Genomic DNA, 21157 nt, shown 5'->3' with positions numbered 1-21157 from the left:
TAAACCGCTGGGTAGAAGTGAATAGATCAGTAAAATGATTAAAAAATTTTATTAAATCGGATACAATAATTTCCATATATATTTTTTCGTAAGGATCGTTTTTATGCGTAAGTTGCTAAAGGTTTTTTTAGCGGGTGTTTTAACCATTTTATCAAGCCAGTCGCTAGCGGAACCCGTTAAATTAGGTGTGGTTAATGTAGGTTTGTTATTGGAAAAGGCCCCACAAGCGCAGGCAGCTGGTAAGAACCTAGAAAAAGAGTTCGGTCCTCAGCAAACCGAGTTGAAAAAATTAGCGAAGCAACTTGAAAAAAAACAACAAGATTATCAAAAAAATCAATTGATATTGTCTGACTCTCAGAAGGTGGCTGCAGAAAGAGAAATCAGCATGCTGACAAGAGATATTCAACGTAAACGAAATGATATACAAGAGTTGGTGAATATTCGTCGGAATGAAGAGTTGGCCAGTCTTCAAAGCTTAGTGAATCAAGCCATTAAAGAAATTGGCAAGCAGCAGAAGTTCGATTTGATACTATATGAAGGGATTGCTTATACCAACAATCGCTTGGATGTTACACAGGAAGTTTTAGAATATCTTGAAAAAGAGTATCGAAAAAAACGTGCTAACTTTAATAAATAATAAGTTGAGCGTTTAATTTGAAGTTAAAAAATATTGTAAATTACCTTAAAGAAGCAGGCATCGACGTCGAATTAAAAGGTGATGATTCTATTAATGTCGACCAAGTATCAGGCTTGGTAGAAGCACAGCAAAATCACATCAGTTTTTTATCCGATTCAAAACGACTCCATGAGTTGGAGACAACTTCTGCAGGTGTCGTTTTGATCAATCCGAAATTTGAAAGCCTAACCACCACGACGCGCTTGTTGGTTGACAATCCATATTTTGCTTTTGCTAAAGTGTCTCAGTTGCTTAACCCAGAAAGTTTTTCAGCAGGCATTCATGCTTCTGCGGTTGTGGATGATTCTGCCAAAGTTGCAGAATCAGCATGGATTGGTGAAAATGTGGTTATTGGAAAAAGAGTCACGATTGAAGATCATTGTTTTATTGGTCCAGGATCGGTTGTGTTGGATGACGCCGTCATCGGTCAAAAGACGCGTTTAGTTGCCAATGTTACAGTGATGCATGACTGTATAATCGGTAAAGAAGTTTACTTGGATCCTGGCTGTGTCATAGGTGGACAGGGCTTTGGTTTTGCTAATGAACAAGGAGAATGGCATAAAATTCCACAAATTGGTCGAGTTGTGATTGGAGACCGAGTTTTTGTGGGAGTGAATGCAAATATCCATCGCGGTGCCATAAATGACACTGTTATTGAATCAAATTGTATTATTGATAGCTTGGTTCATATTGCCCATAATGTTTCAATCGGTTATGGGTCGGCAATTGCTAGCCAAGTTGGTTTTGCGGGGAGTACCACTGTTGGGAAATATTGCGTTTTTGCTGGGCAGGCAGGTATTAATGGTCATATTTCCATTACCGACAAAAGCTATTTTGCTGCAAAATCAGGTGTAACACATAGTATTAAAGAACCAGGAAGTTATTCTGGTTTTCCAGCGATTCCAACACCAGAATGGCAAAAAAATATGGTTCGGTCGAAAGGACTGAATAAAATGGCTCAAAAGATAAAACACTTAGAAAAAGAACTACAAGAATTAAAATCTAAATTGGAAAATGACTAACATGTTGAATGTAAAAGAAATATTTGAATATCTTCCTCATAGATATCCTTTTTTATTAGTAGATCGTGTGACTGAATTTAAATCGGGCGAATCCTTAAAAGCCTATAAAAACGTGACTTATAATGAGCCGCAGTTCACGGGACATTTTCCTGATAATCCTATCATGCCAGGCGTTATGATTATTGAAGCGATGGCGCAATGTACAGGTATTCTTGCTTTTAAAACACAAGAAGTTAAACCTGATGGTACCTCAATGTATTACCTTGCAGCGGTTGATAATTGTCGTTTTAGGAAACCAGCCATTCCTGGTGACAAGCTGGAATTTGAAGTGAAAACCGTGAACAATAAAAAAGGCATCTGGAAGTTTGAATGTACAACCAGTGTTGATGGTAAATTAATCGCTTCTTGTGATATGTTGTGTGCTGAACGTAAAGTTTAATTAAGTAAATAAAGATAGAAAGGGTTAAATGTGATTCATTCAACAGCCATTGTGGATCCTAGTGCAACAATTGGAGAAGATGTCGAAATCGGCGCTTATTCAATTATTGAGGCGGATGTATCGATTGGGTCTGGTTCTGTTATTGGTCCCCATGTCGTTATATCAGGACCAACAACGATTGGAAATAATAATCGTTTTTATCAATTCTGTTCTATAGGCGCTGCTCCGCAAGATAAGAAATATGCTGATGAACCCACTCGTTTAACGATTGGTGATAATAATACATTTAGAGAAAATGTAACGGTTAATCGCGGTACAGCACAAGACCGAGGTGAAACCACTATCGGTAATGATAATTGGGTAATGGCTGGTGTTCATATTGCTCATGATTGTGTTATTGGAAATCATGCCATTTTTGCGAATGCTTCTGCCCTTGCTGGACATGTGATTGTAAATGACTGGGCTATCTTAGGAGGCTATACGTTAGTACACCAATTTTGTAATATTGGAGAGCACTCTTTTTGTGGCATGGGAAGTGTTATTAATCAAGATGTGCCTAACTTTGTCACTGTTTCAGGTAATCTTGCAGGCCCGAGAGGCTTAAATGTTGAAGGGTTAAAACGCAGAGGCTTTGATAAAGACCAGATTCACTTGGTTAAAAAAGCCTATCGAGCGCTCTATCGTACAGGGTATCGATTAGAAGAAGCCATTTATGAAATCGATGCCATTAATGATGAGCGAGATACGCTGGGATCACTTGTTAGCTTTTTAAAACAGTCTAGTCGTGGCATTGTCAGATAAATTGCAACCTGGTAAAAAACCTCCTGTTATCGCAATGGTTGCAGGTGAAGCTTCAGGTGATACATTAGGGGCTGACTTAATCCTCTCTTTAAAAAAACGTTTTCCTAATGCTCGATTTGTAGGAATTGGCGGTCAGAAAATGATCGCCAATGGGTTTGAATCCTGGTATCCCCTTGAAAAACTTTCCGTTATGGGTTTTTTTGAAGTATTAAAACACTTACCCAGTTTATTACGCCTCCGAAAAGAACTTATTCAAAGATTATTGCAATTAAGACCAGATGTTTTTATCGGTATTGATGCGCCTGATTTCAATTTTAAAATGGAAGGAATCCTAAAAGAAAGTGCTATTCCGACCATTCATTATGTCGGTCCTTCTGTTTGGGCTTGGCGTGAAAAAAGATTGTTAAAAATCCGTAAGCAAGTCGATGGTGTGTTGGTTTTGTTTCCTTTTGAGACGGCTTACTATGATAAATATGGCATCCCGTCAAAATTTGTAGGTCACCCCTTAACAAATCAAGTGGCAAACAGTCCGGATAAAGACTCTGCACGTCAGCAACTCGGGTTGGCGACAGGTACTCCTGTTACGGGGATTTTACCCGGCTCTCGATCTAGTGAAATCAACTTGATGATTGATGTTTATGTTCAAGCTGCGGTGAAACTGCATCATACATACCCCCAAATGAAATTTGTTATACCTTGTATTAATCAGTCGGCTAAAGAAAGAGTAGCCTTATCTATTTCAGAATACGGTAATGGGATAGATTTCATATTGTTAGATCAGCAAGCACAATTGGCAATGGCGGCTTCTGATCAATTAATTGTTACCTCTGGAACGGCTACATTAGAAGCTGCGCTCATGCAACGTCCTCTCATTTTGGCGATTAAGTTACACCCTGTTTCATATTGGATTATGAAGCGATTGGCGACCACGAAGTGGGTAGGGCTTCCTAATGTGTTGGCAGGAAAATGTATTGTGCCTGAATTAATTCAAGAAAATGCCACCGTAGATACAATTGCTTTGGCTTTAGGTAAGTTGATTACGGATGAAAATATGCGCGAAGCACAATTAACAGAGTTTAAAAAACAATACGAGGTGCTTAATCAAAATGCTTCCGAGTTAGCGTCTGATGCGATTGTTAAGTGGGCAAAGTTAAAGAATGGATAGCAGTAGTATGCAGGGGTGTTTGGATTTTACACGATATGATATTTCAGAGGAATTTATTGTTGGTGTAGATGAAGTTGGACGAGGTCCTTTAATAGGCGATGTTGTCGCTGCCGCTGTTATTTTACCGAAAGGCTGTCAACTGTTATTAAAAGACTCTAAAAAGTTATCAGAAACTAAAAGAGAACAACTTGCTCTTCAGATAGAGCAAGAAGCTATTGATTTTTGCGTTGCAACAGCTTCCCCGAAAGAGATTGACTCATTAAATATTCTCCATGCAACCATGCTTGCGATGAAGCGTGCGGTTGAAGGAATCAATAAACCTATTGAAAAAGTTTTGGTGGATGGAAACCGCTGTCCGAATATTCCTTATGAGTGCGAAGCAATTATCAAAGGGGATGGAAAGGTGCCTGTTATCAGTGCGGCCTCTATTTTAGCTAAGGTGCATAGAGATCAACAAATGCAGACACTACATGAGGCTTATCCCCATTATGGATTTGATGCTCATAAAGGGTATCCGACTAAGCTTCATTTAGAAAAATTGTCTCAACATGGTCTGATTCCAGGCTATCGCCATTCATTTAAACCGGTTAAGAATATTATGCAAATCTTACCTAAGGTATAAGTTTATATCTGGGTGGTAGCTTTTCGGTAATCAAGTTATATAGAATTTTAATTTGAGATAAATCGGGATTTAGATTAGAGTTTTTTACATAGAACCTTAAATGAAATTCTATTTGCGATAGTGGCAAATACATACTAGGAAATGTTATGAGTACGACTTTAGAGCAAGTTGAAAAAACGGCCCAGCTAAGCAAAAACAACCAGATGAGCCTAATGATTTTTCAGGTTCAGTTTCCTAGGGAAGGGGCGTCTTCACCTCCTTACTATGGCATGAATGTCTTCAAGGTGAGAGAGGTTTTAGAGGCGCGTGTTTATGAACTCTCCGATATGCCGGATGCGAACCCATTAATTGAAGGGATGATAGAGTTAAGAGGGGTTTATCTACCTGTCATCGACCTTCCTAAGTGGATGGGGTTTGAGATGACTGAAGAAGAACGGGAAAAATCCATTATCATTGTGTCAGATTTCAGCCATAACTTTATCGGTATGCGAGTCGCTCACATTCACGGCGTTGAAGAAAAAGAATGGACAGACATTAAGCCAGCCACGAATTATAACGTTGATGTGAACACCAATCAGGTTATTAATCATACTTACTTGGAAAACAGCGATCAGCTTTGTTTTATTCTTGATATTGAAAAACTATTGATTGAAGCGATGCCTTCAATGGCCGAAAAGATTTTTTCATCTGCTAAAGAAGTGAACTCGGGCGCACATGAGTTTACAGAGGAAGTGAAAAACCGCCAGATTCTTTTCGCGGAAGACAGTAAATCCATTCAACAATACATGAGTATGGTATTTGATCAGTTAGGTTTAAGATATCAAGGGTTTGAAAATGGTCGTTTATTAATGGATTATGTTGATTCTCTTGAGAATATGGATGACATTTCGATGATTTTTACAGACCTGGAGATGCCTGTTGCCTCTGGACATACGGTTATTAAAGAATTGAAGGCAAATCCCAAAACACGAAATATACCGATTGTTGTTCATACTTCTATGACCAGTGAAAATAACAGCCGAGAAGTCCTTGATATGGGAGCGGATCATTTCGTTGGAAAGGTTGATACGAACTTAATTGTAGAAACAATTAAGAAGATTGAGGAAAAATATTATAAAAAATAGCCGTCATTTTTAAATTTCAGACATAAAAAAAGGCACTGATCAGGTGCCTTTTTAGTTTAAAGTCGTCTTAAATTAACGTTGACGAGCTTTAAATCTTGGGTTTGTTTTGTTGATTACATAAACTTTCCCACGACGTCTAACAACTTGACAGTCTTTATGACGTGTTTTTGCTGATTTTAATGATGATAAAATTTTCATATTAGATATCCAATATTATTTTTGGTTGATATTGATCAACGAGTTCAAATTTGAAAGCGTGGATTCTACTGATTTTTTGATGGTTTGTCTAGTTTTTTTGTTAGAATGCCAACTCTTTTATAAAAGAGTCTGGTGCCGTTGATTATATCGATTAATAGGGCTTAGAGAAATTTTTTCTATTCAGTTTAAAAACAGCTTTGCTTGGGTTGGGAAAACAGTAGTTTCATGTCATTAAAAAAACAAATTCAGTCAATCCTTGGAAAAGACGGGCAACTCTCTCAAAATACACCAGACTATGAAGTGCGCCACGCCCAAGTCGAGATGGCAGAAACCGTTGCTGATGTGATTGAAGAAAGCCAAACACTCCTTGCAGAAGCCGGTACTGGAACTGGGAAAACCTTTGCTTATCTCATTCCTGCATTACTGTCAGGCAAAAAAGTCATCGTATCAACCGCCACAAAGACATTGCAAGATCAATTATTAAGTAAAGACATTCCTCTTTTGATGGATATTTGTAATGCAAAAGGCACGGCCAAGATTTTAAAAGGGCGTGAAAATTATATTTGTCCTCAACGTTTAGAAATTGCCGAAACGGCAGAGCAAAATACCAAAGAAGTCTGGCGAAAGTTGTCACTGATTCATGATTGGCAGGAAAAAACACTGGTTGGTGATAAATCGGAACTCACGTCATTGGATGAAAATGATCCGCTATGGAGTCGAGTTTGCGCGCGCATGGAGTTTTGTCAGGCAAATGAATGTACAGGTGATAATGGCTGTTTTTACCCTGGCGTAAAACAACAAGCCACAGATGCAGAAATCTTAATCGTGAATCACCATTTATTCTGTGCTGACTTAGCATTAAGAGAGCAGGGGTTCGGTGAAATTTTGCCAGAAGCCGATATTTATATTTTTGATGAGGCGCATCAACTTCCAGATATAGCAGCCCAGTTTTTAGGGTTTAGTGTGAGTCGATTTCAGTTAGACGAATTGGTCAGAGATGTTCGGTTGGCTTATAAAAAAGAATCGCCAGAAAGCATTGAGCTATCGGATCAAGCAAAAGCAGTGGAAGACAAAGTCCGCATTTTTAATGAAGCATTAGGCAAATGGGAAAAGCGTTGGACTTGGGAGAGTTTTTCTGAGGCCAAAACCGGTCATAAAACACTTGAGCACTTGCGGAACCAACTGTCGTTATTGGCTGACGTGATTAAACCTCTTACTGATCGAGGCAAGTTGTTGTCGGCTTTGTACAAAAGAACGCAGGAATTTGAAAAACAAATTGAGACCTGGTTAAAGGCTTCCTCAGAAAATCAAATACGCTGGATAGAATCTTCACAAGCAAGATTTAAACTCAATCTTACGCCATTAAGTGTTGCTGCACCATTTAGCCGACAGCGTGATGCATTGGGCGGGGCCTGGGTTTTTACTTCAGCCACGCTCAGTGTGAATCAAAGTTTTGATTATTTTGCTCATCGCCTGGGCTTAGAATCTGCGCGCACCCATCAATGGGAGAGTCCTTTTGATTATGATCAACAAGCAGTCATTTATCATCCAATCGGTCTGCCGGATCCAAAACACCCTGATTACATTAAGATCTGTTTAAGAGCGGCTTGGCCGTTATTGCTTACCAGTCAAGGAAGAGCATTTTTATTGTTTACCAGTCATAAGGCATTACAAGAAGCGAAAGTCATTCTTTCTCAGCACTGGGAAGGAACTTTGATGGTTCAGGGAGATGGCCCGAAAACGACGTTGCTTGCGCGATTTAAAGAAACAGATAATGCGATCTTATTAGGTACCAGCAGTTTCTGGGAAGGAGTGGATGTGAAAGGAGATGCATTAAAACTGGTTTTAATCGATCGAATCCCATTTATTCCACCAGATGATCCAGTCGTACAAGCAAGAGAATCTTTTTTGAAACAAAAGGGATTGAGTGGTTTCTTTAATTTTCAAATTCCCGAGGCAACGATTGCCCTTAAGCAAGGAGTTGGTCGATTGATAAGAGATTCATCCGACAAAGGGGTGTTGATGTTGTGTGACCCACGGTTGACTCAAAAATCGTATGGTAAGATTATTACTAATAGCTTTCCGAGTTTTAAATGGGTTTATGATGTGAACGAAGCAAAAGAGAAATTATTATGAATGTACTAGCAGTTGAGTCGTCGACGAAAGCGTGCTCGGTTTGCTTGAAGCTGGGTGATAAAGTCTATGTTGAATTTGAAATGGCACCACAGCGTCATGCTAACTTAATGCTTCCGATGGTTGAAAAGGTGTTAAATCAATCTGGTGTCACGCCTGACCACATTCATGCCTTGGCTTTCAGTGAAGGACCTGGTGCCTTTACGGGAATTCGAATTGCAGCAGGGGTGACACAGGGGCTTGCGTTAGGATGGGAAAAGCCAGTGCTTTCTGTTTCAACTTTGGAAGCACTGGCCTGGCAGGCTTATAAGGAGACGCACCAGACGGAGTGGCTTGCCTGCCTAGATGCACGAATGAAAGAAATTTACGTGCAATCCTGTCATATAGAAGCGGGGCAGTTAATGTCAACACAGGCACAACTGCTTTCTCAAGAACAGTTACTTGAAACTTTAAAAAACAGTGCTATAAAAAATGGTGTGGGAGATATCGATACGGAATATCCCGACGTGGTAAGTGTGTTTGAAACCTGGCAAAGTGCTTATCCTTCAGCAGAAGCAATTGCTGATATTACTCAGCAGCGTTTAGGTCAAGCAAAAATGCTTGACGAAGAGATTCCTTTGCCTGTTTACCTGCGAAACGATGTTGCTGATAAACCGGCGGCCATGAAATAATTTAAATTGCCTGTTTTTTAAGCAATAGAGGTGATGTGTAAGACTTTATTCAGTTTTTTGTTTTTGTTGAAATGTTGCACACATAATTATCCACAACTTCTGTGTATAGATTGCAGGAGCACTTTAGAGGATAATGGCATTGTTTGATTTTAGTTAAATAGACCGTGATACGGGCTTTGGAGCGTTGTTTTGAAAAGATTGATTAAACTGTTTTTTATAACGGTGTGCTTTAGTGCAATGTCAACTGCTTGGGCAGTTAATAACATGATGTCTCACCAATTTAAAGTAGGGGATACCGTTCTAGTCGGTTTTCCTGCAACGAATATTAAAGATGACGCCTATATCATCGGTGTTGTTCAAAAAATTACGCCGAAAGGCAATTATCAGATTACCGTCAGAGATTTTGTTGAAGGGCATGATTATGGGTTGTCTTGTGTTCCGATTGCAGTTGATTCAGCGGGAAATGAAACGGGTCAATCTGGCTGGGAAATGTGGGATAACACTAAGCAGTTGACCTCTAATGGCTTGCAATATATCGTGCCTGCCGATAAGGTGGTCAAGTTAGCCAAAGGTCAAATGAACTTTATCGATCGTTATAATGTTTACATCACTTACTCCCGTTGGAAATCGAATGTGCCGGTCATGTCAATTGATCGTTTAGAAAGTGCTGAGGCAGAAGCCAGATATGCAAACATTTCTGGAATGATTCCCGCTTTTGAGATTGCCAAACTGGATCGTGCCAGCTATTTTGATTCAAGTAATGGCCGTCCTTACTGGCCTTATGAAAGCGTGCCGCATTTAATCAAATTGATGGATCATGTGATTGCTTTACTGGATAGTCGACCTGAGCTTAATGAGCTTTGGAGAGCGAAAAAAAGAGATTGGGCAAAAATTAATCAAAGTATGGAAACGTACTTTCTAATTGATGCCATTGATAAAGCGGTTGATGATGCTTATTTTCTATTAAATGAAGAGGGGATTGAAAAAGCTGATTCAAAGGCACTTAAGCGCTTAAAAGAACAGCTTAAGTACCTAGGCAAAATACAGTAAATATTTTTGTTGGTTACTTAGAAAATTGATAATAGGTTTTGTTTAAGTAATCAACCACTTCTTCACGTTCCTCATCAAACCAACCAACATTTAAATTCTGGTCGCAGTAAGCGACCGCTTTCTGAAGATCCTTATAATTGTTCGGCGCCATTTTTTTCAGGTTGGGTTTGTTGTATCCAAGCGTGCTGTGGCACTTCATGCAGTTTGCTTCATCATGTAATACCTTACCAGGATGTACTTCTGCTAAAACGGTCAAGGGAGAGCATAAAATTGTGGTTAATACGGTTTTGTGAACGAGCTTCATTGGGGTTTCCTCCATCATATAACTATGAATTAAATCGGACTTACAATTAATGAATACTACTAATAATCTATTTCATTTTACTGCTTTAAGAAATAAATCTATATAAATGTTTTTATAGGAATTTAGAATGATTTTATATCTCATATTTTTCGTGTGACTTTAAGGTTTTTGAATCGTTTTTGAAGTGAAAAAATAGCCAGGTCTGGGTGTTATTCTTAAAAAAATCACTCAAAGATGGGATTAAACAACCGAATGATATAAAGTCAGATAAAATACGCGGTTAATATCACATATTCAAAGGACGGAACATGGTAGAACAAACGTTTATTAAAGGTAAGGATGCGTGCTTAGAGGATTCCATTAATAAAATGCAAACCTTACTAGGCAAGGCAGGGTTTGATATTGAAGAGGCTTCTTGGTTAAACCCAGTTCCGAATGTTTATTCTGTTCATATTCGAGACAAAAATTGTCCAGCTTTGTTTACCAATGGTAAAGGTGCCAGTCGAAAAGCCACTTTGGCTAGTGCTTTAGGTGAGTTTTTCGAACGTTTAGAAACAAATTACTTCTTTTCCGATTTTTATTTGGAGGAAACTCTGGTAAATGAGCAGGGTGAGTTTTCATGGGATGAAAAGGGGTTGTACTTCCCAAATGAAAAATCATTCGAGCTGTCAGAATTTCGCCAGTGCTTAAGTCCTGATTTATGGGAAATTTATGATCCTGAAGAAGAGATGGTTGCAGAAGATTTATTGAGTTTAAATGATGCTTCATCAAAAATTCGTTGTTTGCCTTTAACGAATGCTTCTACTCTTGATACCGTCTATTTTCCGATGAACTTGTTCAGTAACTTGTATGCCAGTAATGGTTTGAGTGCAGGTAATACACCTGAAGAAGCGCTTGTCCAAGGGTTGTCAGAGGTTTTTGAGCGCTGGGTGAAGCGGCAGATTTTGACAGAAAATTTATGTTTGCCTGAAGTGCCAGAAGCGGTGGTGCAGCGTTATCCCACGGTTGTTAAAGCAAGAAAAGCGTTGCAAGAACAAGGAATCGACGTCTCCATTCGAGACAGCTCTTTAGGGGGGCAATTTCCTGTAATGAATGTCACTTTGTTTGAGCAGAAAACCGGTCGTTGTTTTGCTTCCTTTGGCGCGCATCCTATTTTTGAAGTGGCGTTGGAGAGAACCTTAACAGAATCTTTACAAGGGCGCAGCTTGGATATGTTGGATGGGTTTCAGTTACCTGTTTTTGATGAAGCGCTTGTTGCAGATGATGAAAATATTGAAAATCATTTCATTGACTCCAGTGGATTGATTCATGCGAAATTTATTTCCCATCAGTATGACTTTGAGTTTAATGAGTGGGATTTTGAAGGTGACACACAAGCACAATATGAGCTTTTGGTTAAGAAAGTGCATGAGCAGGGCGCCGAAGTCTATTTTGCTCATTATGAACATTTTGGTATCAATGCCTGTCGTATTGTTGTGCCCAAAATGTCGGAAGTATTCCCTATGCACGAACTGGTAGATAATAACCAAAACAGAGGTCGTGTACTTCGAGAAATTTTATTGGAACTTTCTCAATCAAATAAAGCGAATCGATTTGAAAACGCTTTGGAACAAGTTGAAATGATGGGGTTTTCAGAGCATCAAGGTGTCGCCAATTTAATTGGTTTGTTGCCTGATCCAAATTCTTACTGGAAAAAATTTAAAATCGTTGAGCTACAAATGTGGTTGTTACTGGCCGTTAAAGACTATGAAATGGCTTATGAAAGACTGCAGGAGTGCCATTACTTTGTCGATGATGAAGCAATGGCTCTTTTGTACAAGGCGCTGGGGTTTGCGTTAGACATCTTGCTGGAAGACACGCTGACGGAATTCCCGCTGTCTGTGCAATCTCAATTATTTGGTGAGGAAGTGGTTGAAAAAGTTTGGCGAAACATTAATGGTGAAGAGGTTTTTGGCGGGTTAGAAATTGGAATGTCTGCGTTTGAAAACAGCCAAAATCATCAGGCTTTGATAACCGTCTATCAAAAGGTACAACAAGTTAAACATTTTGTGAACACCCAGTAAGGTTTCAGCTTGGTTTCGAATGTGTACGTGCTTTTTAGAAAGAACGCGTATCAGTTTTATGAGCAAGGGTTGCTAAATTTGTTAAAATAGCACGATATTTATAAAACTTAATCAAAAGAGCTGAACATTGGGTTTGGCTTGAACAGGAACACCTATGAAATTAGATTTTTTAGATTTTGAACAACCAATTGCAGAGTTGGAAGCCAAAATTGATGAGTTGCGTCACTTGGATGGTCAAGATATGGACCTGATTAAAGAAGTGTCTGCGTTAGAGCAAAAAAGTAAAAATTTAACCCAGTCAATTTTTAATCGTTTGTCTGATGTTCAGGTTGCACAAGTTGCGCGTCATCCACAGCGTCCATACATGCTGGATTATCTAAAAGAAATGTTTACTGATTTTAAAGAGATGCACGGTGATCGAGCCTTTGCAGATGATGCTGCGATTGTTGGCGGGCTAGCACGTATTAATGGTCAAGCGGTCATGGTGATTGGTCAAGAAAAAGGCCGAGATACCAAAGAAAAAATTCGTCGTAATTTTGGGATGCCTCGTCCTGAAGGGTACCGAAAAGCGCTGCGTTTAATGAAAACGGCTGAGACGTTCGGTCTGCCTGTTTTGACCTTTATTGATACCCCTGGGGCTTATCCGGGGATTAATGCTGAAGAGCGTGGTCAGTCGGAAGCCATTGCACGTAACTTGATTGAAATGTCAGAGCTGAAAGTTCCGGTTATCTGTACCGTTATTGGTGAAGGTGGTTCTGGTGGTGCATTGGCGATCGGTGTGGGCGATGTTACGATGATGATGCAATACAGCACCTATTCTGTGATTTCGCCTGAAGGGTGCGCTTCTATTCTGTGGAAAGATGCAGCCAATGCAGCAGATGCGGCCAGCGCTTTGGGTATTACGGCGCCACGGTTAAAAGAGCTTGGTTTGGTTGATGAAATTGTTGAGGAACCTTTGGGCGGCGCACATCGTAATCCTTCAGCCGCGGCTTCTTCTTTAAAAGATGCGATTTTAAGACAGTTAGAATTATTGAAAAACAAACCTGTTGATGAACTGCTTGAAGCTCGTTACCAGCGTTATATGCAATATGGTAACTTTGACGTTGCCTAAACCGGTTCTATAGGATTTTCATGTCTTATCAAAAGGTTGAGTTAGCCATCTCAAAGCTAATTCACCTTTATCCTTCTTCCGTTCAATTCTTGGTTGCCTTCAGCGGTGGGCTTGACTCTACCGTCTTGTTAGACGCGCTTTGTAAAAAGGTTCCACTTCACTCAATTCATGCCGTTTACGTCAATCATGGGTTACAACCCGAATCAAAACAATGGGCCGACGTGTGCAAACAGGTATGTGAACGATTAGGTGTTACATTTGAAAGTGTTGATGTTGAGGTGTCAGAGGTGTTACGCCAAGGAATTGAATCGGTGGCGCGTCAAAAGCGTTACGAAGCGCTTTATAACAGAACGACAAAAGATACGCTGCTTTTGACGGCACACCATCAAAGAGATCAAGCCGAAACGTTATTGCTTAATATGGCAAGAGGGGCAGGGATTGCAGGATTATCCGGTATGCCTTATGCGAAAGAAACTCATTGGAATGGGCAGATTCTAAAGCATTGTCGACCTCTTTTAAATGTGGATTATGATGCTATTCGGGACTACGCAAAACAGCATCGGCTTGATTGGGTTGAAGACTCATCGAATCAGGAGCTTGATTATCGTCGTAATTACCTGAGGCATGAGGTGTTGCCTAAAATTCGCCAGGCCTGGCCGTTTTCAGATGCTAATTTTGCCAAATCGGCGCAGCATTTAAATGAAAGTTTAGCGCTTTTGAATGAGTTGGCTGAAATTGATTTACAAGGTTCTGATTACAGTGATTTTTATTTGTCGTTCACTCATGTCAAAGAGCTCAAATGGTCTCGGATCAAAAATATGACTCGGTACTGGGCACAGTTTTATCTGTCAGGTTTTAGGTTGAATGCCAAAATATATCAATGGTTGCAAGAATGTTTGAATAACAAGAATCCTCAAGCCAAACCGAAAATGCTATTGGCTCATGGAGAATTGAGATTTTACAACCATGTTTTGTATTATTTTGAAGATTTGAAAATGAACTACTCGTTGGCTTTTGATGAGTTTGACGCGGGTGCATTGCAGTTTTTTAACGCATTGCGTTTTTCTGAACAGTTTTCACTGGAGCAAAAAGAAAAGCTGGAAGGAGCGATTGTACGCCCCCTACAAAACGATGATTTAAGTTTGTCAGAGCAAAAAAAAGCGCTGAAGAAATGGTTTAAAGAGAATAAAATTCCAGAGTGGGATCGTCAACGGTGGCCTGTGTTAGAAAAAGAAGGGCAGATGGTTGCAATTTTAGGGTTTTATACGAAAAAATCATTTTAATAATCTGTAATGAAAGATTGCTCAACCCTTGATAATCCGTTATAATTTGCTTCCATTCTTATTACCCAATTCTGGTGGGTGCTTTACTCAAAACAAAGCTCTCAATTTGCTGAATTAAGTCTAAACTAAAGTGATTTCATGACAAAGTTTATATTCGTAACGGGTGGTGTAGTTTCTTCATTAGGTAAAGGAATTGCAGCCGCATCTTTAGGGTCTCTTCTTGAAGCAAGAGGCTTGAAAGTCAGTATGTTAAAAATGGATCCATATATTAATGTAGACCCCGGAACCATGAGTCCGCTTCAGCATGGTGAGGTCTTTGTCACAGATGATGGAGCCGAAACCGACTTGGATTTAGGTCACTATGAGCGTTTTGTTCAGCGTAACTTCACCAAACGTAACAGCTTCTCAACAGGCCAGGTATACGAGAAAGTGATTCGCAATGAGCGCCGAGGAGACTATCTTGGCGGTACGGTTCAAGTGATTCCGCATATTACGGATGAAATTAAACACCGTATCAAACTGGCTGCGGCGGGTTCTGATGTCGCGTTAGTAGAAGTTGGCGGGACCGTAGGGGATATTGAATCCCTGCCTTTCCTGGAAGCGATTCGCCAATTAGGTGTGGAAGTCGGGCGAGACCGCGCGATGTTTATGCATCTGACGTTATTACCTTATATTGCGGTTGCCGGTGAAGTGAAAACTAAACCGACACAACACTCAGTAAAAGAATTGCGCTCGATTGGGATTCAACCGGATATTTTGATCTGTCGTTCAGAAAGAGCTTTAGAAGAATCTGAAAAACGTAAAATTGCATTGTTTACCAATGTTGAAGAAAAAGCCGTCATTAACTCCTTAGACGCTCGCACCATTTATGAAGTTCCACGTATGCTGCATGAGCAAGGTTTGGATCGTCTCGTTACGGACCGCTTTAGAATCGATGCGCCTGTTGCTGATTTATCTGACTGGGATGATGTGGTGCAAGCGCAACTTAATCCGGAAAAATCCGTTGAAATCGCAATGGTTGGCAAGTATGTTGACTTGACTGAAGCTTATAAGTCTTTGATAGAGGCGTTGATTCACGGCGGAATTCAAACTAAGACTCAAGTCAATATCCACTATATTGATTCTGAAGACCTTGAAAAAGATGGAATCGGTGCCATAGAAGACATGGATGCGATCTTGGTGCCAGGTGGTTTTGGCGAACGCGGTGTAGAAGGTAAAATTGCAGCGATTCAATATGCAAGAGAAAATAAGATTCCATATTTAGGGATTTGTTTAGGAATGCAAATGGCGGTGGTTGAATTTGCTCGTCATGTTGCTGGATTGCCTTCGGCACACAGTACAGAATTAGACCCTAAAACACAGACGCCAGTTGTTGCGCTTATTACTGAATGGACCGATGAAGATGGCCATCTGGTAGAGCGTGATGAAAAAGTGGATTTGGGTGGCACGATGCGACTGGGCGGACAAACCTGTGCATTGGTCGAAGGCAGTAAAATGCGTGATATCTATGGTAAGGGCGTTATTCGTGAACGTCATCGTCATCGCTATGAAGTCAATGATGGTTATATTGCTAAGTTGGAAGCGGCTGGTCTGAAGATTTCAGGTCGTTCTGAAGATGGGAATTTAGTGGAAACAGTTGAAATCGAAGATCATCCATGGTTTGTCGCTTGTCAATTCCACCCTGAGTTTACTTCTACGCCAAGGAACGGACACCCATTGTTTAAAGCGTTTGTGGAAGCGGCTAGTCAGCACAAACAAACAACTCATTAAGAAGGTTTTTGTATTATGAATTTATGCGGATTTGACGTTGGGATTGACCAGCCTTTATTTTTGATTGCAGGGCCTTGTGTCATTGAGTCAGAGCAACTTGCCATTGAGACAGCGGGTCAGTTAAAAGAATTAACTGATGAGCTCGGTATTCCGTTTATCTATAAGTCTTCTTATGATAAAGCCAATCGTTCTTCGACTAAAAGCTTTAGAGGGCTTGGAGTTGAAGAAGGCTTAAGAATTTTACAAAAAGTTAAAGATGAGATTGGCGTGCCCGTCTTAACGGATGTGCATGAAGACACGCCTTTAGATGAGGTTGCTTCCGTAGTGGATGTTATGCAAACACCGGCTTTTCTGGTACGTCAAACCAATTTTATCCAAAATGTGTGTCGACAAGGATTGCCAGTCAATATCAAAAAAGGGCAGTTTCAAGCACCTTGGGATATGGACCAGGTGGTTGCAAAAGCACGTGAAGTCGGTAATGATCAAATTATGGTCTGTGATCGAGGAACTTCTTTTGGTTATAACACCTTAATTTCAGACATGCGAGGGCTGGCATCTATGAGACAAACAGGATGCCCTGTCGTCTTTGACGCAACGCATTCCGTACAGCAACCTGGTGGCCAAGGAACCACTTCAGGCGGGCAAAGGGAAATGGTGCCTGTGCTTGCTCGTGCTGCGATTGCAGCTGGGATTTCTGGCGTCTTTATGGAAACGCACCCCGATCCGGAAAATGCATTGTCAGATGGGCCTAATATGTGGCCTATCAACCGTTTGAAGCCGTTGCTAGAAACAATGAAAGAATTAGATGAGGTTGTTAAAAGACACGGCTTCATTGAAGATCAATCGTAATAAGGTTTTTTAAAGGTAGGTATTTATTTGTCATCCTTTTGCCATACAAGCATATTAAACTGATATTGGTCTGTTAACCAAATAATAGTCTCGGCGGGAATTTGCTGAGTAAACTTCAAAGAATTTAGAATAAAAGTAAATAGGAAAATAATCATATGTCATTGATTAAGGATATCAAAGCTCGTCAAGTAATTGATTCTCGTGGTAACCCCACTGTTGAAGCGGATGTGATTTTAGACGATGGTTCTAAAGGTCGTGGTATTTCACCTTCTGGTGCATCAACAGGCTCTCGTGAAGCAATTGAACTGAGAGATGGTGATAAGTCTAAATTTGGTGGTAAAGGTGTACTGAAAGCAGTGAATAACATTAACACTGAAATCAGAGACTTGTTGATTGGTAAAGAAGCAACCGACCAGGCAGCCATTGATAATGCAATGATTGCATTAGATGGAACTGAGAACAAAGCGCGATTAGGTGCCAATGCAATCTTGGCTGTTTCAATCGCAGTTGCACAGGCAGCAGCACAGTCAAAAGGGTTGCCATTGTATGCTTATCTAAAAACAGATGATTATAAAATGCCGGTACCAATGATGAATATCATCAATGGTGGTGAACATGCTGATAACTCGGTCGATTTCCAAGAGTTCATGATTATGCCTGTGGGCGCACCAACTATGTCTGAAGCGATTCGCTATGGTGCTGAAATCTTCCATGCTTTGAAGAAAGTATTGCATGATAAAGGCTATAACACTGCGGTAGGTGATGAAGGTGGTTTTGCGCCAGATCTTAAGTCTAACGAAGAAGCCATTACGGTGATTTTAGAAGCCATTGATGCAGCAGGTTACAAAGCTGGTGAAGATATCATGATTGCTATGGATGCAGCCTCATCAGAATTATATAAAGATGGTAAATACTTCCTAGGATCAGAGAACAAAACACTGTCATCTAAAGAAATGGTTGATTTGCTTTCTGACTGGGTAACTAAATACCCAATCATTTCGATTGAAGATGGTTTGGACGAGTCTGACTGGGATGGCTTTAAGTACCAAACAGAAAAAGACGGTAAGCGTCTACAGATTGTTGGGGATGACTTGTTTGTAACCAACCCTAAAATCCTCAAAGAAGGGATTGAAAAAGGGATTGCAAACTCGATCCTGATTAAAATCAATCAGATTGGGACGTTAACTGAAACATTCGAAGCGATTCAAATGGCGAAAGATGCCGGTTATACTGCAGTTGTATCACATCGTTCCGGTGAAACAGAAGACACGGTTATTGCAGACATTGCGGTTGCAACGGGAGCGGGCCAAATCAAAACAGGTTCTTTGTCTCGAACAGACCGTATTGCTAAATATAACCAATTGATTCGTATTGAAGAAGAGCTTGGTTCAAAAGCCGTTTATCCTGGTAAAGATGCTTTTTACAATCTTAAGTAATCAAGGATAAAGGTGTGAAAGCAATTTACATTGTTCTCGCCGTTTTTATTCTGATTTTACAAATTCGCTTATTGTCCTCCGATGGAGGCGTAGGCGAATTGCTTTCCTTACAAAATAAGCTCGATGAGCTTCATGTCAAAATTGATGCCTTAGAAGATAACAATGCCTTGCTTAGAAAAGAGGTGCAAGACTTACAGTCAAGTACTGAAGCAATTGAAACGATTGCAAGACAAAAGTTGGGTATGATTGCTAAAGACGAGGCATTTATTAAAGTGATTGAATTACCCAAAAACACAGATCCGGGTAGTTTAGATCGTCCTGATGATAAAGCAGAACAGAGTCAAGAATAACCCTTCAGAGTTGATTGAAGCGTTTGAATTGGTTTTGAGTTCAGCTCTTCTTTTTTAAAAAGACATATACCGCTCCAGTACCGCCATCTTTAGGTTGGGCACTACAATAAGCGAGCACCTGTGGTACTTGTGGGAGTCTTTGATTAACCAAGTTTTTTAGAATGGGGAAGTCGGTTTTTGAATTGTATCCTTTTCCATGAACAATGATAAGGTAACGAGCCTGTTGTTGTATGGCGTCGGTTAAAAAATCTTTCAAAATTTTATCAGCTTGCTCTTCGGTGTAGCCGTGCAAGTCTAGTTGCCAATGGGTATGAAATTTTCCGTTTTTTAAACGCTTCATGTCCTGACTATGCACACTGGGTTGCTGATATGTTAAGCTTTCATGCGCTGTTACTTGCGAAAAAGAGGTTTCTATTGAGTGGCCATAAGGCGATTTGTCGTTCAAAGAGGGCTGTCGGCGTACTTTAGGTTTGAGCGATGAAGTTTGATGTGAAACCACTTTTTTGTCTTGGTTAAGTTTTTGCACACCTTGGACGGCTTCAGCAAATAAGGATTTATCTTCATCTGAAATATTAGACATACTATAATTGTTCAATCATAAAACAAATAAAATATTCTACCCTAACTAAGTAATTATATGAAAATCTTATTATCCAATGATGATGGTTATAAAGCCCCAGGGATTCAAGCTTTATGGCACTGCTTGAAGGAACTGAATCTGCACTCTGAACTGAGGCTGATTGCACCGGATCGAAACCGCAGTGCAGCCAGCAACTCTTTGACCTTAATGGAACCTTTACGGATCACTGATCATGGTGATGATATTTACAGTGTGAATGGGACACCAACTGATTGTGTTCACTTAGGCATTAATGGTGCGATGGATTTCCAGCCGGATATGGTGGTTTCTGGCATTAATGCCGGCGCCAACATGGGAGATGATGTTCTTTATTCGGGCACGGTCGCTGCGGCTACGGAAGGGCGGTTTTTAGGAAAACCTTCGATTGCCGTTTCTCTTTGCGGGCAACAGCACTTTGAGACAGCCAGCCAAGTTATGCTGGAGTTGTTTAAAAACTTTCATGAACTACCATTGGACAGCTCAACCATTTTAAACATCAATGTGCCGGATATTCCTTATGAGTCTTTAAAAGGTATTCAAATTACGCGTTTAGGTAAGCGACACTGCTCTGAAAAAGTGGTCACCACGCAAGACCCTAGAGGTAATCAAATATACTGGGTTGGACCTGCCGGTCAGGCTGAAGATGCATCAGAAGGTACAGATTTTCATGCAGTCGAAAACGGCTATGCCTCTATCACTCCTTTAAAGATTGACCTGACTCACTATGAAATGCAGGCTGTTTTAAAAGGCTGGTTTGAGAATAAAGTTGTATGAGTATTTTACAAGATCCGGTTCATTACCCGAATCCAGCCTATGAGGCCAACCAAGGGGTTGGAATGACCTCACAGCGTACTCGGAACCGGCTGGTTGAGCGATTAATCTTTTTAGGTATTACTGATCCTGACGTTCTGAATGCGGTGAGGGTGACACCTCGTCATTTGTTTTTAGATGAAGCCATGGCCAGCCGAGCTTATGAAGACACCGCGCTGCCGATTGGGTATTCACAGACCATTTCACAACCTTGGGTTGTGGCCAAAATGACGTCCTGGTTAAATGCTAAAGGATCCTTGAACAGGGTATTGGATATCGGAACAGGTTCTGGGTATCAAGCAGCCATCTTAGCTTTACTGGCTCAACAGGTGTATACGATCGAACGGATTGAGCCGCTTTTAATCAGAGCGGAACAGGTTTTAAAAAAACTTGAACTTGAAAATGTTATGTTTTCGCTAGCGGATGGGTACTGGGGATTACCTTCTTATGCACCTTTTGATGGTATTTTGTCGGCCGCTTCTCCGGAAAGAGTGCCTGAAGAGTTGTTCGACCAACTGGTTGAAAATGGTCGATTGGTAATGCCCATTGGCTCTGAAGAGCAACTTCTATATGGTTATGTCAAAACATCCACCGGCTATACAGAAGAATGTTTGGGGGAAGTCATGTTTGTCCCAATGTTGAAAGGCATCGAGTCTTAATT

22 protein-coding genes are annotated in these 21157 nt (G+C 40.4%); 19 read left to right on the top strand and 3 right to left on the bottom strand.

Annotation, left to right across the window (positions count from 1 at the left end; all coding sequences use genetic code 11):
* Window positions 1-103: 103 nt before the first annotated feature.
* From GHNINEIG_RS06745 to GHNINEIG_RS06715, 7 genes are all read left to right on the top strand, one after another.
* Window positions 104-637, top strand: coding sequence for an OmpH family outer membrane protein (locus tag GHNINEIG_RS06745; protein WP_135795937.1), 534 nt, complete (start codon window positions 104-106; stop codon window positions 635-637).
* A gap of 17 nt (window positions 638-654) precedes the next feature.
* Window positions 655-1698, top strand: a complete 1044-nt coding sequence (gene lpxD, locus GHNINEIG_RS06740) for a UDP-3-O-(3-hydroxymyristoyl)glucosamine N-acyltransferase (protein WP_135795936.1) — start codon at window positions 655-657, stop codon at window positions 1696-1698.
* Between the two features lies 1 nt (window position 1699).
* Complete coding sequence (gene fabZ, locus GHNINEIG_RS06735; protein WP_135795935.1) at window positions 1700-2137, top strand: 3-hydroxyacyl-ACP dehydratase FabZ; 438 nt, start codon at window positions 1700-1702, stop codon at window positions 2135-2137.
* A 30-nt stretch (window positions 2138-2167) separates the two neighbouring features.
* Complete coding sequence (gene lpxA, locus GHNINEIG_RS06730) at window positions 2168-2938, top strand: acyl-ACP--UDP-N-acetylglucosamine O-acyltransferase (RefSeq protein WP_135795934.1); 771 nt, start codon at window positions 2168-2170, stop codon at window positions 2936-2938.
* Window positions 2922-4103, top strand: a complete 1182-nt coding sequence (gene lpxB / locus GHNINEIG_RS06725; protein WP_223260850.1) for a lipid-A-disaccharide synthase — start codon at window positions 2922-2924, stop codon at window positions 4101-4103. The genes lpxA and lpxB overlap by 17 nt, the downstream gene beginning before the upstream one ends.
* Entirely contained in the window at window positions 4096-4725 is a 630-nt protein-coding gene (gene rnhB, locus GHNINEIG_RS06720) for a ribonuclease HII (protein WP_135795933.1), read from the top strand. The genes lpxB and rnhB overlap by 8 nt, the downstream gene beginning before the upstream one ends.
* 146 nt (window positions 4726-4871) lie before the next feature.
* Window positions 4872-5849 (top strand): chemotaxis protein, encoded by a 978-nt coding sequence (locus GHNINEIG_RS06715; protein ID WP_135795932.1) that lies wholly within the window; start codon window positions 4872-4874, stop codon window positions 5847-5849.
* 72 nt (window positions 5850-5921) lie between these two features.
* Here the strand turns inward: GHNINEIG_RS06715 and ykgO are convergent, their stop codons facing one another.
* Window positions 5922-6047 carry a type B 50S ribosomal protein L36 gene (gene ykgO, locus GHNINEIG_RS06710; RefSeq protein ID WP_011370693.1) on the bottom strand — a complete coding sequence of 42 codons (126 nt, stop codon included), beginning with the start codon at window positions 6045-6047 and terminating at the stop codon, window positions 5922-5924.
* Between the two features lie 225 nt (window positions 6048-6272).
* Here ykgO and GHNINEIG_RS06705 point away from each other — a divergent pair, with 225 nt between their 5' ends.
* The 3 genes from GHNINEIG_RS06705 (at window position 6273) to GHNINEIG_RS06695 (ending at window position 9901) form a co-directional block, all read left to right on the top strand.
* Window positions 6273-8183 carry an ATP-dependent DNA helicase gene (locus tag GHNINEIG_RS06705; RefSeq protein WP_135795931.1) on the top strand — a complete coding sequence of 637 codons (1911 nt, stop codon included), beginning with the start codon at window positions 6273-6275 and terminating at the stop codon, window positions 8181-8183.
* Window positions 8180-8851 (top strand): tRNA (adenosine(37)-N6)-threonylcarbamoyltransferase complex dimerization subunit type 1 TsaB, encoded by a 672-nt coding sequence (gene tsaB, locus GHNINEIG_RS06700; RefSeq protein WP_135795930.1) that lies wholly within the window; start codon window positions 8180-8182, stop codon window positions 8849-8851. Before GHNINEIG_RS06705 ends, tsaB begins: the two co-directional genes overlap by 4 nt.
* 237 nt (window positions 8852-9088) lie before the next feature.
* Window positions 9089-9901, top strand: a complete 813-nt coding sequence (locus GHNINEIG_RS06695) for a hypothetical protein (RefSeq protein ID WP_135795929.1) — start codon at window positions 9089-9091, stop codon at window positions 9899-9901.
* Window positions 9902-9914: 13 nt separating this feature from the next.
* Here the strand turns inward: GHNINEIG_RS06695 and GHNINEIG_RS06690 are convergent, their stop codons facing one another.
* Complete coding sequence (locus GHNINEIG_RS06690; protein WP_223260849.1) at window positions 9915-10205, bottom strand: hypothetical protein; 291 nt, start codon at window positions 10203-10205, stop codon at window positions 9915-9917.
* A 308-nt stretch (window positions 10206-10513) separates the two neighbouring features.
* On the opposite strand from GHNINEIG_RS06690, the gene ycaO reads away from it, so the two are divergent.
* From ycaO to GHNINEIG_RS06655, 7 genes are all read left to right on the top strand, one after another.
* Window positions 10514-12268: a 30S ribosomal protein S12 methylthiotransferase accessory factor YcaO gene (gene ycaO, locus GHNINEIG_RS06685; protein WP_135795927.1), complete on the top strand. Its 1755-nt coding sequence runs from the start codon at window positions 10514-10516 to the stop codon at window positions 12266-12268.
* A gap of 154 nt (window positions 12269-12422) precedes the next feature.
* Window positions 12423-13379 (top strand): acetyl-CoA carboxylase carboxyltransferase subunit alpha, encoded by a 957-nt coding sequence (locus GHNINEIG_RS06680; RefSeq protein ID WP_135795926.1) that lies wholly within the window; start codon window positions 12423-12425, stop codon window positions 13377-13379.
* Between the two features lie 20 nt (window positions 13380-13399).
* Entirely contained in the window at window positions 13400-14662 is a 1263-nt protein-coding gene (gene tilS, locus GHNINEIG_RS06675; protein WP_135795925.1) for a tRNA lysidine(34) synthetase TilS, read from the top strand.
* A gap of 138 nt (window positions 14663-14800) precedes the next feature.
* Complete coding sequence (locus GHNINEIG_RS06670; RefSeq protein WP_135795924.1) at window positions 14801-16432, top strand: CTP synthase; 1632 nt, start codon at window positions 14801-14803, stop codon at window positions 16430-16432.
* Window positions 16433-16447: 15 nt separating this feature from the next.
* Window positions 16448-17281 carry a 3-deoxy-8-phosphooctulonate synthase gene (gene kdsA, locus GHNINEIG_RS06665; protein WP_135795923.1) on the top strand — a complete coding sequence of 278 codons (834 nt, stop codon included), beginning with the start codon at window positions 16448-16450 and terminating at the stop codon, window positions 17279-17281.
* A 155-nt stretch (window positions 17282-17436) separates the two neighbouring features.
* Window positions 17437-18717 (top strand): phosphopyruvate hydratase, encoded by a 1281-nt coding sequence (eno, locus tag GHNINEIG_RS06660; protein ID WP_135795922.1) that lies wholly within the window; start codon window positions 17437-17439, stop codon window positions 18715-18717.
* Window positions 18718-18731: 14 nt separating this feature from the next.
* The gene (locus GHNINEIG_RS06655) at window positions 18732-19067 is read left to right on the top strand and encodes an FtsB family cell division protein (protein WP_135795921.1); all 336 of its coding nucleotides are present in this window, start codon (window positions 18732-18734) and stop codon (window positions 19065-19067) included.
* A gap of 40 nt (window positions 19068-19107) precedes the next feature.
* On the opposite strand, the gene GHNINEIG_RS06650 is transcribed toward GHNINEIG_RS06655, so the two are convergent.
* On the bottom strand, window positions 19108-19647 hold the full coding sequence (locus GHNINEIG_RS06650) for a Smr/MutS family protein (RefSeq protein ID WP_135795920.1): 540 nt from the start codon (window positions 19645-19647) through the stop codon (window positions 19108-19110).
* 57 nt (window positions 19648-19704) lie between these two features.
* Between GHNINEIG_RS06650 and surE the strand changes: the two genes are divergently transcribed.
* Together surE and GHNINEIG_RS06640 are read left to right on the top strand one after the other, a co-directional pair.
* Window positions 19705-20460, top strand: coding sequence for a 5'/3'-nucleotidase SurE (surE, locus tag GHNINEIG_RS06645; RefSeq protein WP_135795919.1), 756 nt, complete (start codon window positions 19705-19707; stop codon window positions 20458-20460).
* Entirely contained in the window at window positions 20457-21155 is a 699-nt protein-coding gene (locus tag GHNINEIG_RS06640; RefSeq protein WP_135795918.1) for a protein-L-isoaspartate(D-aspartate) O-methyltransferase, read from the top strand. The genes surE and GHNINEIG_RS06640 overlap by 4 nt, the downstream gene beginning before the upstream one ends.
* Window positions 21156-21157 lie beyond the last annotated feature (2 nt).

Origin of the sequence: Hydrogenovibrio crunogenus, from assembly GCF_004786015.1 — a bacterium.
Classification (GTDB): Bacteria; Pseudomonadota; Gammaproteobacteria; order Thiomicrospirales; family Thiomicrospiraceae; genus Hydrogenovibrio; species Hydrogenovibrio crunogenus.
Note: the sequence above shows the minus strand (reverse complement) of the source record. Positions and strands in the feature narration are given on the sequence as shown.

Coding starts and splice junctions, on each gene's coding strand:
- GHNINEIG_RS06695 (WP_135795929.1), top strand. CDS start 9,089: ATGTCAACTGCTTGGGCAGTTAATAACATGATGTCTCACCAATTTAAA.
- fabZ (WP_135795935.1), top strand. CDS start 1,700: ATGTTGAATGTAAAAGAAATATTTGAATATCTTCCTCATAGATATCCT.
- tsaB (WP_135795930.1), top strand. CDS start 8,180: ATGAATGTACTAGCAGTTGAGTCGTCGACGAAAGCGTGCTCGGTTTGC.
- GHNINEIG_RS06690 (WP_223260849.1), bottom strand. CDS start 10,205: ATGAAGCTCGTTCACAAAACCGTATTAACCACAATTTTATGCTCTCCC.
- GHNINEIG_RS06670 (WP_135795924.1), top strand. CDS start 14,801: ATGACAAAGTTTATATTCGTAACGGGTGGTGTAGTTTCTTCATTAGGT.
- GHNINEIG_RS06705 (WP_135795931.1), top strand. CDS start 6,273: ATGTCATTAAAAAAACAAATTCAGTCAATCCTTGGAAAAGACGGGCAA.
- tilS (WP_135795925.1), top strand. CDS start 13,400: ATGTCTTATCAAAAGGTTGAGTTAGCCATCTCAAAGCTAATTCACCTT.
- GHNINEIG_RS06650 (WP_135795920.1), bottom strand. CDS start 19,647: ATGTCTAATATTTCAGATGAAGATAAATCCTTATTTGCTGAAGCCGTC.
- eno (WP_135795922.1), top strand. CDS start 17,437: ATGTCATTGATTAAGGATATCAAAGCTCGTCAAGTAATTGATTCTCGT.
- GHNINEIG_RS06680 (WP_135795926.1), top strand. CDS start 12,423: ATGAAATTAGATTTTTTAGATTTTGAACAACCAATTGCAGAGTTGGAA.
- GHNINEIG_RS06715 (WP_135795932.1), top strand. CDS start 4,872: ATGAGTACGACTTTAGAGCAAGTTGAAAAAACGGCCCAGCTAAGCAAA.
- kdsA (WP_135795923.1), top strand. CDS start 16,448: ATGAATTTATGCGGATTTGACGTTGGGATTGACCAGCCTTTATTTTTG.
- surE (WP_135795919.1), top strand. CDS start 19,705: ATGAAAATCTTATTATCCAATGATGATGGTTATAAAGCCCCAGGGATT.
- ykgO (WP_011370693.1), bottom strand. CDS start 6,047: ATGAAAATTTTATCATCATTAAAATCAGCAAAAACACGTCATAAAGAC.
- ycaO (WP_135795927.1), top strand. CDS start 10,514: ATGGTAGAACAAACGTTTATTAAAGGTAAGGATGCGTGCTTAGAGGAT.
- GHNINEIG_RS06640 (WP_135795918.1), top strand. CDS start 20,457: ATGAGTATTTTACAAGATCCGGTTCATTACCCGAATCCAGCCTATGAG.
- GHNINEIG_RS06745 (WP_135795937.1), top strand. CDS start 104: ATGCGTAAGTTGCTAAAGGTTTTTTTAGCGGGTGTTTTAACCATTTTA.
- rnhB (WP_135795933.1), top strand. CDS start 4,096: ATGGATAGCAGTAGTATGCAGGGGTGTTTGGATTTTACACGATATGAT.